Origin of the sequence: Actinomadura madurae (genome assembly GCF_047130825.1) — a bacterium.
GTDB lineage: Bacteria > Actinomycetota > Actinomycetes > Streptosporangiales > Streptosporangiaceae > Spirillospora > Spirillospora madurae.
Genome location: NZ_CP083237.1, coordinates 6336700 through 6352317, shown reverse-complemented (window position 1 = coordinate 6352317; position 15618 = coordinate 6336700). Strand labels below are relative to the sequence as shown.

The following is a 15618-nucleotide window of genomic DNA, read 5'->3' as shown; positions in this document are numbered from 1 at the left end:
CCGTCAGCGGGCTGCCGCTCGCCGGGCCATCTGGTGCATGAAGAGTTTGAAGCGACGCAGGGCGTCCGGGTCGTCGGCGTGCTTGCGGACGCCGTCCGCGCCGACGAAGCCGCCCCTGACGAATCCACTGATGAGCCAGGCCACATGCCATGTGAACAATTCCGGATCCACGTCACCGTCGACGGCCTGGGCCACCATGTCGTTGATCATCCGGAATGGAGGCAGGCCATACCGCTCCTCCAGATCGGGGAAGTCTGTGGCGTCGGCCATCCACCGGTGCACCCATATCGACGGAAGCTCCTCATGTTCCAGGGCGTAGTCCAGGTTCCGGTCGATCAGCCGGATCAGCCCCTCAGCATCAGGGGTGAAAGCGGCGCGGACGGGGGCCAGGTGTTCCATCCGCTCCTGGGTCAACTGCTCCATGACGGCCAGGTACGCGCCGCGCTTGCCCCCGTAGGCGTCGCGGACCACGGAGGCGTCGATGCCGCACGCATCGGCGATGAGCTGCGTCGTGGTCTCGTCATATCCCACTTCAGAGAAAAGCCGCGCGGCCGTGAGCAGCACATGCCGGGGAATTCGGCCACCGGCTTCCTCCGGCGATTGCTCGCCCACGTCAACCATCCCCCGCTACGGACGAATTCGGTGGTATCCGGGCATCCCCCGCATCTCAGCTGCTCAAACGCTACCCGCCGGTGCTAGCGAGCCCCTGCCTCGCACGGATCAGACGTGCAGGCGTGCCCCGATCCACCGCTCAACGACGGCCAGCACGGTCGTCGCCGGAACTGGACCGGACGTCGCCGTCGATGAAGCACCCGAGGGACGACATGGCCATCTGGCGGTCACGACACCCCGGTGCCGCCGTTGCAGGTCTTCGAGAGGACGACGCCATCGTCGGTGAGGCACACGACGAATTCGACCTTGAGGCCTTCCGGCCACCCGGAGTTGAAGTCGATCGTGGTACCCGCGCCCTTCGTGTTCTTCTTGTTGGGGGTGAGGACCACGCCATCGACTGTGATCTGCAGAAATACCCCGGCGCCATCGGCCGCGTTGTCGGTCAGGAAGAAGTGCTCACCCTTGGCCTGGAATTTCGCGCTCCCGGCGCACTTGGCGTGCGAGCCGGACGCCCTGGTGCAAGCGCCGGCGTTCTGCCCCGCCTGAGCCACACCCGGGAAGAACGACGACATGACGACGGCGGCGGCAGCGGTGGCGGTGAGGATGGTGCGGACGCGACTCAAGATGACCATTACTCCTCTTTCGCGGTGACGGCTCGTCAGCCGCCGGCCTTGATGTACTCGTGGTTGCAGAACTGGTCGGCGCCGGGGTCGTCGTCCAGGCAGATCTCGAACCGGTAGGTCTTGTTCTCGTTGAGGTTGTACGGCTGCCCCTCGGAGGCCCGGTGAGTCGTGCACTTGCCGTCGTTGTTCCGGTCGAAGAGCTTGTAACGCCTGGTGCCATCGGGATTGCGCACATAGCCGACGGCGCGCTTACCGTCCGACTGCACGTCGCACACCGTGATGACGTCCCCGCGAGGGGAGAACCCGAGACCGCCGCCGGACCGGCCATCGGTCGTATAGATGCTGACATTGGCTACAGATGTGGTCGCGGATGCCGTAGCGGCCGACCCGGCGACCAGCAGCGAACAGGCGATGACGACCGTAAGAACCCGCTTCACTGTCTCGACCATCCTTCCGCTGGACGATGATGCGGTCATCCGGTGCTGACCTCGCGCGCCCACCCCGATGTGATCCACTTATCGCCATCGAAAAGCTGCGGTATCAGAGTGATATTCTTGTTCTCCGGGATTTTATCGTGAAATCCCGTGCACACTTTCCAGCCAGATCCCGCCCCTTTGTAGTTGTGGCACCAGAACTTTCTGTCCGGCCCGCCACGGAAGTACCCGTAGAGCGCCGGGTGGTAGCCGTCCGCCGAAGTGTCCCGTATCCAGAACTTGTCGCCACCGCGCTCGAAACACGCTTGCATCCTGACCTGGTCACCTGTTTGGGTGGGCAGGTCCGAGGCGTCGACGGCCACGAAGCTGTAGTCGATGCAGGGAACCTTTCCGCCCGGGTTGTGCGCGTTCTCGGTATATATCGTCTCGGCACTGGCCGGTGTGCTGAACACGGTGACCAGTGCAAAAGCGGAAACACCGACGGCCTTGAGCGATGCTGGCAGTTGCACGATTACCTCCAGACTGAAGTAGAGACCGATTCGCGGGCGAACCACCGACGATCCCCCATTAATGCAGCCACGCATGTTTCCTCAGCGTTTCCTGTTGCTCGAGCGCCCCCAGCGTCAGCCTCGAGACCGGTCGCCTGGCCGCCCTGCCTGATGAGGACGCACCCGCAGGTCACCGGGCACTCGCTCCGGGTGCTCTATGCAGTGCCCGGCCCAGCCGAAGGCAGGGCCGAGCGGCCGCGGCGGCGGTGGGGGCGGCCTTATGGGTGGAGGCCGAGTTGGAGCCAGCGCAGCAGGGTCGTCACGTCCCATACCGGGAGTCCAGTGGTTGCTCGGATGGCCTCCGCGTAAGGAGGAAGGTTGGTGCATTCCAGGACGATCGCCTTGATGGCGGGGTCTTCGGCGAGGCCGTCGCGGACGGCGGTCAGTACCTCCTGCTCGGCGATGTCGAGGTTGAGCGGGCCGTGGCCGCCGACCATGACGGGATAGAAGTGCTCCGTGTCCTCCAGGCCGATCATCGTGAGCCGCTTGGACGCGGTCTCGTCGATGCCGACGGCTTTCAGATGGTCTCCGGACAGCGTCCGGGCGTTCGCGGTGACGACGCCGAGGCGGTCGTCGGGGGCGAGCATCTGCAGCACCAGGGGGATCTGCAGCAAGGCGGAGGTGGCGACCAAGGCCTCTGACCGCGCTGCCATCTGTGCCTGGTGGATGGCGACGAATCCGCAGGAGGTGCCGATGGCCCGTGCGCCTTGTGAGACGAGTTCGTCCCCGGCGGCGAGGAAGGTGTCCAGGAGGCCGGCGGCGTTGTGTTCGACGACGCGCTCGGTATCTGCTCCTCCGGCGGTGGTGTACCCGACGGGGAAGTCGAAGGTGCGGGCGTTGCCGACGTCGCCGACCGCGCGGGGCGCGTCGGTGTCCATCAAGATCACTCCGATGTCGACGCCGTGGCTGCCGCGGTGTCGTGGTACCACCGATGGCCGGGGTTCGAGTGTCATGGTCTGCCCTTCTCTGGACGGATCGGCTGGGGTCCCGGTCAGGATCTGGGGGTCTGCGGCGCCGCCGTCGTGGGCGCGGGGCCGGACAGCGGCCGGACGGAACGAGCGGGCAGCACACGGGACAGCCCGCCCACGGCCGTGACCGTGCTGATCACGGCGACCGTCGCGAGGTAGATCGCAGGGGAGAGCTGTGCGCCGGTGGTGGACACGAGCCAGGTCGCGACGTAGGCGGCGGTGCCGCCGAAGGCGGTGTAGCACAGGTTGAACGACAGGGCGCTCGCGCTGTAGCGGATGCGAGGGGCGAACAGCTCCACGGTGAGCAGGCACGTGGTGCACGAGATGGGGCCCAGGCACAGGCCGATCAGTGCCTGTCCGAGCAGGACGCCCGCGAGATGGTCTCCGCGGACGAGGTCGAAGGCCGGCACCGCGACGACGGCGAGCGCGACGGCGGCGGTCGCGGCGACGGGCACGCGGCCGTGGCGATCGGACAGCCGGCCGCCGATGCCCGCCGATACGGCGAACGCGACGAGGGCGAGGCTGGAGGAGATCAGAGCCGTGGCGTCGGAGCGTCCGAGTTCGGAGGTGATGTAGCTGGTGGTGTAGCTGGCCATCAGGTAGAAGCCGACCGCGTTGGTGATGGCCCATCCGAAGAGCAGCAGCATGCGCAGCTTGGAGGTGCGCAGCGCCTCCAGCAGGGGGGCCTGTTCGATCTCGCCGGCCTCCTCGACGGCGCGGAACTCGGGACTGTCCTCGATTCTCAGCCGCAGATACAGGCCGATCAGGCCGAGCGGTGCGGCGAGCAGGAAGGGGACGCGCCAGCCCCACGCCTCGGGCAGCGCCTGCCCGGCGGCGAAGGCGAACCCGGCCGCGGTGATGGTGCCGGCGGCGACCCAGATCGGGATGGTCGCGGCGTAGCGGCCGCGCTGACCGTCGGGGGCGTACTCGATGATGAAGGTGTTGGCGCCGACCTGCTCGCCTCCCGCGGAGAAGCCCTGGGCCAGGCGGCAGACCAGGAGGAGGGCGGGCGCGAGGAGCCCGACGGTCGCGTAGCCGGGCAGCAGGCCGATGCCCAGGGTGGCGACGCTCATCAGCACCACCGCGAGGGTGAGCGCGGTGCGGCGGCCGAGCCGGTCGCCGAGGTGGCCGAACACGACGCCGCCGACGGGGCGGATGGCGAAGCCGACGGCGAAGACCGCGAAGGTGGACAGCAGCCGGGCGGTCGGGTCGTGGCCGGGGAAGAACTGGGTGGCGATGGTGGTCGCGAAGTAGCCGTACAGGGCGAAGTCGTACCACTCGACAAAGTTGCCGATGCCGGCGGCGCGTACCGCCGAGCGACGGGTGGCGGGGGTCACGTACGTGGTCATGACCGGGCCTTTCGTCCGTCAGCGTCCGGCGCGAAGCGCGGCGCGCTGGATCTTGTGGGTGGTGGAGCGCGGCAGCGCGTCGACGTAGTCGACGCGGCGCGGGTAGGCGAAGCGCGAATGCACGGTCCGGACGTGCTCCTGGATGCTCGCCGTGAGCCGCGGCGAGGGACGGTGCCCGTCGGCGAGCACGATGAAGGCGTGCACGATCTGCCCGCGGTCGGGGTCGGGGTCGCCCACGACGGCGGACTCGGCGACGGCGGGGTGGGTGTCGAGGACGGCCTCCAGGTCGTAGGGGCCGATCCGGTAGCCCGACGAGATGATCACGTCGTCGCTGCGGCCGAGGAAGTAGAAGTTGCCCCGGTCGTCCTGGGTGGCGGTATCACCGGTGCGGAACCACTCGCCCTCGAAGACGGCACGGGTGTCCGCCGGACGGTTCCAGTAGCCCAGCGGGTATTGCGGGTTGGTCCGTGCTCGAAGGCATATCTGGCCGGGGGTTCCGGGCGGGACCGGGCGGTCCCGGTCGTCCAGCACCGCGACCTGCCAGCCCGGCAGGGCCCGTCCCATCGAGCCGCTCGGCGCCGTGGTGCCGGGCAGCACGCCGATCATCGGGTAGGACTCGGTGAGCCCGTAGTAGTCGTACAGCGGGACATGGAACTGTTCGGTGAACCAGCGGGCCAGGTCGGCGGGCAGCGGCTCGGACGAGCTGTAGGCCCGGCGCGGGCGCAGCGGGATCTGCTTCCCGGCCTCCGGTAGAACCGCGCGCAGGCGGCGCAGCATCGTGGGGTTGAACAGCATGTTGCCGACGCCTTCGGCGGCCATGGCCTCGAACAGCGCCACCGGGTCGAAGCGGCCCGGCTGGTGGAAGACGAACGGCACGGCCCCGTGCCGCCAGGGACCCAGCAGCTTCGCCAGGGACCAGGCCCAGTCTCCCGCCCCGTGAAAGAGCTCGCCCGGCCTGAGCTGGTGGCAGACGGTGAACTCGTTGTGGCCCGGCAGCCAGCGGTGCGCGTGGACGACGCCTTTCGGCGGCCCGGACGTGCCGGAGGTGTAGTAGATCACGGCGGGGTCGTCCGCCCGGGTGACCTCCGGCTCGCACTCCTCCGGCACACCGTCGAGCAGCCGCGGCGTCAATGCGATCAGGTGGCCCGTCCCGGACGCCTCGAACGCGGCGAGCCGCTCGGGCGTGGTGAGCGTCAGGGCCGGCGCGCTGTCGTCGAGCCGGAAGGCCAGTGCCTCCTCTCCCCACAGCGTGCCGGCCATCACCACGACCGCGCCGATGCGCAGCGCGCCGAGCACGGCGGCGGCGGTGTCCGGCGACGCCGGCAGGACCAGCGCGACGCGGTCTCCCGGTCGCACGCCGCGGTCGCGGAAGAAGGTGCCGAACCGTGCGGCGCGCGCTCGCATCCAGCGCCACGTGACGCGGCGGGTCGCGCCGGCGTCGTCGCGCCAGATCATCGAAAGCGCTTCGGGCGAGTGCCGCGTGCTGACGTCGAGGGCGATGTTGTACTTCTCCGGCACCTCGTCCCAGTGGGCCGTCCCGGTGGTGGGGTGCGGCATCAGCGTCCCTCCGTGACGTCGGCGGCCGGTGTCGTGGCCCGTGTTTCGAGGAACCGGCTCATTTCCCTCTGCGGTTCGCCGGAGGCGTAGGCGTCGCGGTGGGCGTGGAGCGCGTGGGTGAAGGCGTCCCGGTAGGAGCGCTCCGTCATCGCGCGCAGCCACGCCTTGGTCCGGGCCACGGCACCGGCCGGCTGCCGGGCCAGCCGCTGCGCGCGCAGGATCGCCACGTCCACGACGTCGCCCGTGGTCACGACGTCGTGGACGACGCCGGCGGCGTGCGCCTCGTCCGCGCTCATCAGCCGTCCGGACAGCACCAGTTCCGTCGTGCGGGACAACCCGAGCGCCTGCGCCATCAGGTAGGTGCCGGTGATGCTGGGGATGCCGGAGCTGACCTCGGGCTGGCCCAGCATCGCGGTCGCGTGCGCCACGCGGACGTCCATCAGGAGCGTCACCTGGAAGCCCGACCCCGCGGCGACGCCGTTGATCGCGGCCACGGTCGGTTTGTCCGTCTCGCGGATCACGTCGTAGAACGCCGCGATCCGCCTCAGCCATGCCTCCGCCCGCGCCGGGTCGGCGGCCGCGAAGGTCCGGGTCTCGGCGAGATCCTGTCCCGCGCAGAATCCGCGCCCGGAGCCGGTCAGCACGATGGCGCCGACCGAGTCGTCGTCCCGTGCCCGCATCAGGATCTCGGCGAGATCGTCGCGCATCGCCTCGGTCCAGGCGTTGAGCTTCTCAGGCCGGTTCATCACCACGATCTCGACGTCGTCGTGGCGGTGGCTGTAGGCGAAGCCCGCCTTCGGGCGACCACCGACCGCGTCGGTCCGATCCGGTTCACTTGTCAGCACGTGACCTCCGCCGTGTTCGCCCGATGTTCGGTTCCTGTATGGAATCCCGGCGCGTTATCGCAGGTCCAACACCGTTTTCGCGACGCGGCGATACCAAACTGGTATCGTGAGCGGGTGGAGATCCGGCACTTGCGCTACTTCCTCGCCGTTGCCGACGAGCTTCACTTCGGTCGTGCCGCCCGCGCGCTGCACATGAGCCAGCCACCGCTCTCAGCGCGGATCAAGGACCTCGAACGGGAGATCGGAACCCCGCTGTTCACGCGCTCGCCACGCGGCGTCGCGCTCACCCCGGCCGGCCGGGCCCTGCTGCCCAGCGCCCGCAAGGCCGTGGAGGCGTTCGGCGAGGCCCAGCGCGTCGCCCGCAAACTCCGAGCCCGCCCCGCCGCCCCGCTCCGAGTCGCGATCACCCCGGACACCACCGCCGCCGCGGTGCGGGGGTTCACCACCGCCGTGCGCCGCGCGAACCTGGCCAGGGTCGAGATCGTCGAGGCCTCCACCGGCGAACAGCTCGACGCGTTGGACCAGGGCAAGCTCGATATCGGACTGCTCCGGCATCCCTTCCCCGAGTCCGGTCTGCACGTCGAGCCGCCGCTGCGGACCCCGGCGGGAGCGTTCATGGGCCGCGACCATCCGCTGGCCCGGCGGGACGCGCTGCGCGCCGCCGATCTCGCCGACTACCCGATCGTCCTCTTCCCCCGCCCGATGGCGCCCGGACTCCACGACGAGACGCTCGCCGCCCTCGCCGCGCACGGCCTGCGTCCAAGCACCGAGATGCCGGTCACGCGCCTGCTCAGCGCGCTGCTCACCACCGAGAACTCCATCGCCATCAGGCAGCCGGGCATGGACCTCTCCGGCGATCTCGTCTGGCTGCCGATCGACGACCTCCAGCTGGCATGGCGAACCTCGGTCGTCTGGCCGCTCCCAGCGACAAGCCCCTCCCTCCCGACCTACGCCGCCGCCCTGTCCGAGGCACTGCTCAGCCACGACCAATGGCGCCCGGAGGCGGGCCCCAGTGATCCAGCCCACCCACTCACGCCTTGATCGCCAAGGCCCCGCGCGCAGTCAGGGTGCCTTCCGTCCGAAGGCACCCTGACGTGAGCATCCACCCGCGGTCATTTGAAGGCGTGCCCGGCGTGCCGGTACCCGGGTCAGAGCTTGCACCGGGCGCCTTCGGCCGGGGATTCGAGGTCGATGAGGTATGCGGCCACGGCCTTGTCGACACAGGCGCTACCGGCCAGGAGGGCGCCGTGCTGCTCGCCCTCGACGGTGAGCAGGCTGCCGCCGAGCGTCTTGGCCAGGTTGATGCCGCCCTTGTGCGGTGTTATGGCGTCGCCCGTGACGGAGACCGTGAGCGTGTCGGCCAGGCCCTCGATGCCCGTCGCGTACGGATAGCCGAGGGTCGGCTTGATGGGCCAGTGCTCGCAGCCGTCGCGCGCCTCCTTGATCGGGCGGCCGTGGTCGGTGAACGGTGCCGCCTCGAACGCCGCCCGGTTCAGCGCGGTCTCTTGCTTCGGCGTGTGGCGTTCCTCGTCCAGGCAGTTGATCGCCAGGGTCGCCTCAAGCGAGTTGGAGTAGATACCGGCGGGCGTCCGCTCGTGGTAGCCGTCGCGTAGCTTCAGCAGGGTGTCGCCCTTTCCGGCCTTCAGCTCCGCCATGCCCGCGATCGCCGTGGGCCAGACCGTCTTGCTGTACAGCGCGGCCGTCACCCCCTCGACCGCCTGCTCGAACGTCAGCCCGCGTCCGTCGGAGGTCCGCGCGGGCTTGTCGATCAGTGGCCGGACGAGCTTCTGGAACTCCTGGGTGGCGCGCCTGGAGTCGGTGCCGAGCGGGCAGTCCTGCCGGGTGGCGCACGACGCGGCCATGCGCTCGAACGAGGCCTGCAGCCCGGTGAACTGCTGGACGCGCCGCTCGTGGGTGCCCGCCAGCGGGTCGAACGCCCCGTCGAGCACCATCGCGCGGACCTTCTTCGGGAACATCTCCGCATATACGGCACCGAGCCGGGTGCCGTAGCTTGTGCCCGCGAACGAGAGCTTCCCATCACCCAGGGCATGGCGCAGCACGTCCATGTCCCGAGCGACATCGCGGGTGCCCACGTGCGCGAGCACCTGCTTGCCGCCGGAGCGCGCGGCGCACCGCTCGACGAGCCGGCGGGTCTCCTGCCGGGTCCAGTCATCGATCCCGGCGGGGATCGAGGAGAGCTTCGCGCCGCGGTCGCGCTCGGCGTCGGTGTAGCAGTCGAGCACCGGCTTGGAGGCGCCGACGCCGCGCGGGTCGAACCCGACCAGGTCGAAGCGCTCGGTGATCGGCGAGTTCGCCCACGCGGCGGCGGTCAGGGCCGCGTGTCCCGTACCGGGGAAGCCGGGACCGCCCGGGTTCAGCACGAGCGACCCGATCGGCTTCTCGCCGCGCGCGGGCACGCGCAGCAGCGCGATCTCCGCCCGCTCGCCCTTCGGGTTCCGGTAGTCGAGCGGCACCTTGAGTCGCGCGCACTCGGCCGTGACGGCCGGCACGCCCGGCGGCAGTCCCGGATCGCACGGCTCGAACGCCGGCTTCTGCCCGTAGAAGCGCTCCAGGCCGGCGACGGAGCGGGCCGGCTCCGAAGCGTCCCGGCCGGCGCCGGCCAGTCCTGCCCGCCCGCCGACCTGCCCGGCGCAGGCACCGAGCGGCAGCGTCAGCGCCGCGGCCCCCATGGCGACGGCCGAGCTCTTGCGAAAGCGCACGTGCTTTCTCCCATCGTCGGGGTGACGACACCCGCGGACAGCATGGGTTGACAGCCAAAACCATGACGTCGCGTCGGGGTCAACCGAGCCCGCCGTGGCTCGCGGCGACATGGAGTGCCCCGCTACGTTCCCGCTCGCCGTCCGTCGATCACCCGCTCTGCGAACATCTGGTTCGCGCGGTGCTGCTGGTCGTTGAGGATGTGCTCGCCATAGGCGGCGAGCGCCGAGGTGACATCGGCGCCGAACTCGATCTCGGGCCAGTTCTCCAGGAGGGGCCGGTAGTGCGCCGCCATGTCGTCGGCGAGCCGCTCGACGGCCTCGTGCGGGGTGTCCGGACCGAGCTCGGCGAAGCGCCGCACCAGGTCCGCGGTGGCCGGGGTGAAGATGTCGTGCTCGGCCAGGGCACCGGCCAGTGCGGACATGTCGGCCTCGCCGAGCAGGTGGGACAGCAGGACGATCTGCTCGCGCTCGCGGTGCGCCAGCTCGGCGTCGACGTCGGCGATGGCGCTGATGACGGGCCCGAAGGCCGCCAGGTCCGGCGGCAGGTCGGGCATCCCGCCGTGGCCGCGGAGCCCGGCGATCGTCGCCCGCCGGTCGGTGAGCCGCTCGATCTCGGCGGCCGTGCGCCGGTCCAGCTCGCCGAGCAGCGCCCCGGCGGCCCGGGGGTCGTCGAGCACCTCCGGGAGCGATGCGAGCGGGAGGCCGAGCTCGGTCAGGCGGGTGATCCGCAGGAGCCGGACCAGGTGGTGGACGTCGTAGTCGCGATAGCCGTTGGCCGAGCGCTCAGGTTCGTCGAGGATCCCGATCTGGTGGTAGTGCCGCAGGGTGCGGATGGTGACGCCCGCGAGGGCGGCCAGCTCACTGCTGCGCAATGCTCTACTCCTTCGCAAAGAGCGGGAGGGCAGTGTCCCTGCGGGCAGAGGAAGGTGACAGATCGAGGACGCGGCGGTCACTTGAAGAGCTGTCGCCATGTGCGGCGATCAATTCTTGCGGGCTATACCACCGTAGAGGAGTTTCTGGCCGATGCTGAGGGCATCGGGGTCGGGGGCCGGCCGGTCGGGGCGCCATAGCGGGATCGGGACGATTCCTGGCTCCAGCAGGTCAAGGCCGTTGAAGTAGGCGTTGATCTCTTCGAGGGTGCGGAACCGGCCGGTGCCCAGCAGCGAGAGGAATTTCTGCTCGGCATCGATGGCGTCTTGGCTGGAGGCGCAGAAGTGGGTGATGAACAGATAGCTGCCTGCGGGGACGGCTTTCATGAGAATCTCTGTGATGTTCTGGGGGCCTTCATCGTCGTGGAGGTGGTGCAGAATGCCGGTCAGCAGGATCGCGACGGGTTGATCGAAGTCGATGAAGCCGCGGACCTCGGCGTCCATCAAGATGGATTCCGGCTCGCGGATATCGGCTTGCACCACGGTGGTGTAGTCGTTTTCGGCGAGCAGTGCTCGTCCATGGCTGAGGACGATCGGGTCGCAGTCGACGTAAACGACCCTTGAATCTGGCGCCGCGGCCTGGGCGACGTGATGGGTGTTCTGCGCGGTCGGCAGTCCAGAGCCCAGGTCGAGGAACTGCCTGATGCCCTGCCCGACCATGTGCCGGACGCCGCGGCCGAGGATCTGCCGGTTGTAGGTGGCCACGTCGTAGATCTCGGGGATGATCTTGGAGATCTCGGCGACGAAGGCCCGGTCGACTTCGAAGTTGTCCTTGCCGTTGAGCACTACGTCGTAGGTGCGGGCGATGCTGGGCTTGGTGGTGTCGATGTCGTGAGGGAGCGGTATCGCCCCGGGGACGCTGGCCAGGACCGGAGGTGGCGGAGGGTCTTCCTCGCCGAGGAGGCGCGCGAGAACCTGGGGCGCGGTCGGCCGGGCGGCGGGCTCCTTGCACAGGCAGGAGGCGATCAGTTCGCGTAGCGGCCCTTCAAGTCGGCCCAGGTCCGGTGGTTCGTTCAGGATCCGATTGATGACCGCGGGGATGTAGTCGCTGCCGAAGGGCGTTTCGCCGGTGGCGGCGTAGGTGATGGTGCAGGCCCAGCCGAACACGTCGGCAGGTCGGCTCGCTTTGTGGCCGCGGAACTGCTCGGGTGCCATGTAAGCGGGTGTGCCCACCATCTGGCTGGTGGACGAAGGGCCGTTGTCCAGCAGCCGGGCGATTCCAAAGTCGATCACTCGGGGGCCGTCCGGGCCCATGATGACGTTGGTGGGTTTGAAATCGCGATGGACCACCGCTGCCCGGTGAATGGCGACCAGTGCGGTGGCCGTGCCGATCGCGAGCCGTTCCAACTGCCCTCCGGCCATCGGGCCGTGTTCGCTGATCGTCTCTCGCAGGGAAGGGCCGTCGATGTATTCGTTGACGACGTAGGAGACGTCGCCCTCCAGGTCGGTGTCCAGGACCTGCGCGGTGCAGAACCGGTCGACGCTGCGAGCGGCCTGTATCTCCTTGATGAAACGTCGTCGGGCTTGCGGGTTCTCGCTCAGCGACACGTGGGTGGGGGCGTGCAGATGCACGTGCATCTTCACGTGAAGGGCACGCTAGCACCCGTAGCGCGCCTGCCTGACGTACTTAGACAAAGCCCTGATGCGCGTAGAGCGCGGCAAGGGGTCGGCGGTTATCGGGCCAGGAGGGTGGCGATCACGATGACGAGCGCCAGGGCTGTCAGGGGAGCGAGAGTGATGATGGCGAGTTGGAGGAGGCAGCCTCGTTGCTTCACAGTGCCGGGAGCCCCGATGGTGCCTGCGAGGTACAGGGCCGCAGGGCCGCGGTACTCCAGCTCAGATGGCTGCTCAGGGGTGAGGACCGTGGTGGCGACGCCGATCTGGCCGCTTCCCTGTGACACGGCCACGTGCACCGGTTTGTCCGCCGGGATCTCGAACGCCGCCCTGCCCCAACGCTGGTGGTAGTGGGCACCGTCGATGCCGACGGTGACGTTCGCCTTGGCGATCACCCCGCGGCGCGTGTGGAGTTGCAGGACCCGCGTCGGGCCGTTGTGATCGCCGGCGTAAGGGACGGGCATCTCGGTCATGCTCGCCATCGCTACCACACGCACCTGCTCCCGAACCACCCCGCGCGCGCTTGCGCGTCAGTGGCTTGGTGGGACCGTCCGCCACCGCCCGCCCCTGACACACCAAGATCGCCGTTCGACTGGCTTGGCCCGATTTCACTCCGGCGGCGCCGGTCAGCTACCCGTGAGGGCTGCTTGGGCGGCGTTGTAGCCGGGGATGAAGGTGATCCCCGGGCCGCCGTGGCAGCCTGCGCTGCCCAGGTAGAGGCCGTCGATGCCGAGCGGCTGGTCTGCGTAGCCGTTCGGGCCTGGACGGTTGGGGCCGATCTGCTCGGGGTGGAGCAGGCCGTGGCAGTAGTCGCCGCCCGGCGCCGCGAACATGGTGCCCATGTGGCGTGGCGTGAACGTGGTGTGCTTGGTGATGCGGTCGGCGAAGTCGGGCGCCAGGCGGCTGATCTTGTCGATCACGCGCCGGCCCATCTCGGTCTTCAGCCGGGCGTAGTCGGCATGGTCGGTCTCGATCGGGAACCACAGGGAGAACGCCGACGCCGCGTGCTTGCCCGGCGGCGCCAGGTCGGGGTCGTGCGCCGAGGGGATCTGGAACGCGATGGCCGGGTCGTCCGGCACGATCCCGCGACGGCAGTCCTCCCACTGCCGCTGGAGTTCCTCCGGCGTGCTGAACAGGCCGATGGCCGCCTGCATCGCAGGGTCGTTGAGCAGCTCGTAGGGTGCCGCGAACTCTGGCGCGCCGTCCAACGCGAAGTGCATCTGGACGTAGCTGCCGCGGTGGTCGACGTGTGAGAACCGCCGGCGTACGTCGGCGGACACGGCGCCGGGCGAGACCAGGCGGGTGATCGTCAGGTCGGGGGCGACGCATGAGACGACGATCGGGGCGTCGAGCGTGGAGCCGTCCTGGGTTCGGACACCCACCACGCGGCCATCGGCGACGCGGATCTCCGTCACCTCGGTACGGAGCCGCAGCTCTCCTCCGGCGGAGGTGAAGAGGTCCTGGAGATGCTCGGTGAGCGCTCCGATGCCGCCCCGCGGCTTCTTCATCAAGACCGCGTTCTGGTCGGGGACGGCCAGACCGAACGCCAGGGCCGCGGCGCTCCCCGGCGTCGCTGGGCCGCGGTACGTGGTGTTGACCGCGAGGAAGGCGAGCATCCCCCGCAGCGCGCCGTGCTTGTCCTTGTCGGGGAGGTAGCGGTCGAGGACGTCGGTGACCGATCCGAACAGAAGGTCGGTGATGCTGGACCGCTCTAGCTCATCGGTCGCGCAGGCGTACATCTCGTCCAGCGTCTTCGGTGGCAGCCCGGCGTCGAAGCGGCCCAGTGCCCGGGCCGGTGCCTGGCTCCAGGCCACCAACTCGGCCATACCGTTGACGACCTCGGTGCCGTGCACCTCGTTCAGGTGGGTCATCAGCCGCATCGGGTCGGCGTAGTAGACGACCGGGTCGTCACCGACGCCCCGCATCGACACCGACATGACGTCCAGGTCGATGGTGGGCACCGCGTCCAGGTCGAGCGCGCGGCTGACCGTCGCGGACGTCGGGAACTGCAGCGAGCCCGCGATCTCGAACTTGTAGCCGTCGAACAGTTCCACGGTGGAGGCCATTCCGCCGGCGTACCGCTTGGACTCCAGGCAGACGGTGTTCAGGCCTGCCTGCTGCAACAGGGCGGCCGCCGCCAGCCCGTTGTGCCCCGCGCCGATGACGATCGCGTCGCGGTCTCGCATTGCGCCGCCTCCCGGGTTCCGTTGGCTTCCTCTCAGGAGGCTGGCACGCGCCCTATGTTTCGTCAATAGTGACGAAACATGCCGTCGACCATCCCGCCCTCGATCGAGGAGAGCGCGGAGTGGCACAGCTCGGCCAGCTCGGCCAAGGACCGTTCGTCGCGCAGCATCCAGACCTCCATGGCCCCGAAGACCGCGGCGGCGATGCACCGTGCGGTCACCGTGACGGCGAGGCGTTCGCCGAGCGGCGCATCGCCTTCGGTGGCCGTTCCGCGGGACAGCCGCTCGGCGACGGCCTCGGCGAAGTCAGACTCGACCTGGCGGATGTGCCGGACGATCTGCCCCGGGTCGAGCGCCTCGGCCCGCAGCGCGGCGATCTGCGTGACGGCGTCCACGTCGTACGGGAAGGCGAAGATGGCCGCCCGCACCGACTCGATGATGGGCTCGCCGTCCGGACGCGCGGCCAGAGCGCCGCGGAACCAGTGCAGGCCGGCGTCGTAGTCGGCGAAGAGCAGATCGTGCTTGGACGTGAAGTGGCGGTAGAAGGTCCGCAACGACACCCCGGCATCGGCGGCGATCTGCTCGGCCGAGGTGTCCTCGACGCCCTGGGCGAGGAACCGGACCAGAGCGGCGCGCCGGAGCGCCTCTCGGGTGCGTTCGCTGCGCGCCGTCTGCGCCGACCTGGCCATGATTCATAACCTACCTGTTTCGACAATATTGACAAAACTGCGGGGCGGGGTGACGCTGGCGAAATGGTGTCGCTCATCGTCCACGCCGTCCTGGGCGTTGCGGTCGTCTGGTTCCTCGTCGCCTCCAACCCGCAGATCTTCCGCCGTCCGGCGACAGGTCCCGCGGTCTCGCCACTGGAGTGCGTCTACTACGTCATAGGCATCGCGTCCATCGCGGTGGGCTGGTACTTCAACATCCGGTTCGTGAACGAGTACGCCGACGGCAACGTCAATCCGATCTGGGGCGACGGCAGTTGGGCACAGTACGTCGAGCTGATGTTCACCAACCCCGCCGCGAGCTCCGCCGGCCAGGACTACACGATAGGCAACGTGATCCTGCTGCCGCTCATGACGATCATCGACGGCCGCCGGCGCGGCATCGGCCGCCCGTGGCTGTTCTTCGTCTCCAGCCTGTTCACCAGCTTCGCGTTCGCCTGGGCCTTCTACCTGGCCACCCTCGAACGGCAACGCCGCCTCGCGCGATCACCCGCACCCGCCAACGCATGAC

The 15618-nt window shown here is 69.2% G+C and carries 16 protein-coding genes; 2 read left to right on the top strand and 14 right to left on the bottom strand.

Annotated elements, in window-relative coordinates; translation table 11 throughout:
- Positions 1–3: 3 nt before the first annotated feature.
- From K8Z49_RS28970 to K8Z49_RS28935, 8 genes are all read right to left on the bottom strand, one after another.
- A complete protein-coding gene (locus K8Z49_RS28970; protein ID WP_412515723.1) occupies positions 4–612 on the bottom strand; it encodes a TetR/AcrR family transcriptional regulator in 609 nt (202 codons plus the stop codon).
- Positions 613–839: 227 nt separating this feature from the next.
- Entirely contained in the window at positions 840–1244 is a 405-nt protein-coding gene (locus K8Z49_RS28965; RefSeq protein ID WP_412515722.1) for a hypothetical protein, read from the bottom strand.
- A 26-nt stretch (positions 1245–1270) separates the two neighbouring features.
- Positions 1271–1672: a hypothetical protein gene (locus tag K8Z49_RS28960; protein ID WP_412515721.1), complete on the bottom strand. Its 402-nt coding sequence runs from the start codon at positions 1670–1672 to the stop codon at positions 1271–1273.
- A 35-nt stretch (positions 1673–1707) separates the two neighbouring features.
- The gene (locus K8Z49_RS28955; RefSeq protein WP_146877569.1) at positions 1708–2178 is read right to left on the bottom strand and encodes a hypothetical protein; all 471 of its coding nucleotides are present in this window, start codon (positions 2176–2178) and stop codon (positions 1708–1710) included.
- Positions 2179–2435: 257 nt separating this feature from the next.
- Complete coding sequence (locus tag K8Z49_RS28950) at positions 2436–3170, bottom strand: aspartate/glutamate racemase family protein (RefSeq protein ID WP_111832846.1); 735 nt, start codon at positions 3168–3170, stop codon at positions 2436–2438.
- Positions 3171–3208: 38 nt separating this feature from the next.
- On the bottom strand, positions 3209–4534 hold the full coding sequence (locus K8Z49_RS28945) for an MFS transporter (RefSeq protein ID WP_412515720.1): 1326 nt from the start codon (positions 4532–4534) through the stop codon (positions 3209–3211).
- Between the two features lie 18 nt (positions 4535–4552).
- Positions 4553–6091 (bottom strand): acyl-CoA synthetase, encoded by a 1539-nt coding sequence (locus K8Z49_RS28940; protein ID WP_412515719.1) that lies wholly within the window; start codon positions 6089–6091, stop codon positions 4553–4555.
- Complete coding sequence (locus tag K8Z49_RS28935) at positions 6091–6936, bottom strand: enoyl-CoA hydratase/isomerase family protein (protein ID WP_412515718.1); 846 nt, start codon at positions 6934–6936, stop codon at positions 6091–6093. The genes K8Z49_RS28940 and K8Z49_RS28935 overlap by 1 nt, the downstream gene beginning before the upstream one ends.
- Before the next feature lie 114 nt (positions 6937–7050).
- On the opposite strand from K8Z49_RS28935, the gene K8Z49_RS28930 reads away from it, so the two are divergent.
- Positions 7051–7977 (top strand): LysR family transcriptional regulator, encoded by a 927-nt coding sequence (locus K8Z49_RS28930; RefSeq protein WP_412515717.1) that lies wholly within the window; start codon positions 7051–7053, stop codon positions 7975–7977.
- 107 nt (positions 7978–8084) lie between these two features.
- On the opposite strand, the gene K8Z49_RS28925 is transcribed toward K8Z49_RS28930, so the two are convergent.
- From K8Z49_RS28925 to K8Z49_RS28900, 6 genes are all read right to left on the bottom strand, one after another.
- Positions 8085–9656, bottom strand: coding sequence for an alpha/beta hydrolase (locus K8Z49_RS28925; RefSeq protein ID WP_412515716.1), 1572 nt, complete (start codon positions 9654–9656; stop codon positions 8085–8087).
- Between the two features lie 122 nt (positions 9657–9778).
- Complete coding sequence (locus K8Z49_RS28920) at positions 9779–10528, bottom strand: MerR family transcriptional regulator (protein ID WP_075022857.1); 750 nt, start codon at positions 10526–10528, stop codon at positions 9779–9781.
- A 108-nt stretch (positions 10529–10636) separates the two neighbouring features.
- Positions 10637–12163 carry an SAM-dependent methyltransferase gene (locus K8Z49_RS28915; protein WP_412521189.1) on the bottom strand — a complete coding sequence of 509 codons (1527 nt, stop codon included), beginning with the start codon at positions 12161–12163 and terminating at the stop codon, positions 10637–10639.
- A 95-nt stretch (positions 12164–12258) separates the two neighbouring features.
- Positions 12259–12672, bottom strand: coding sequence for a hypothetical protein (locus K8Z49_RS28910; protein WP_143118634.1), 414 nt, complete (start codon positions 12670–12672; stop codon positions 12259–12261).
- Positions 12673–12825: 153 nt separating this feature from the next.
- On the bottom strand, positions 12826–14385 hold the full coding sequence (locus K8Z49_RS28905) for a phytoene desaturase family protein (RefSeq protein WP_412515715.1): 1560 nt from the start codon (positions 14383–14385) through the stop codon (positions 12826–12828).
- 62 nt (positions 14386–14447) lie between these two features.
- The gene (locus tag K8Z49_RS28900; protein ID WP_021591789.1) at positions 14448–15071 is read right to left on the bottom strand and encodes a TetR/AcrR family transcriptional regulator; all 624 of its coding nucleotides are present in this window, start codon (positions 15069–15071) and stop codon (positions 14448–14450) included.
- A gap of 63 nt (positions 15072–15134) precedes the next feature.
- Between K8Z49_RS28900 and K8Z49_RS28895 the strand changes: the two genes are divergently transcribed.
- Entirely contained in the window at positions 15135–15617 is a 483-nt protein-coding gene (locus K8Z49_RS28895) for a DUF2834 domain-containing protein (RefSeq protein WP_021591788.1), read from the top strand.
- The last annotated feature ends 1 nt before the right edge of the window (position 15618 follow it).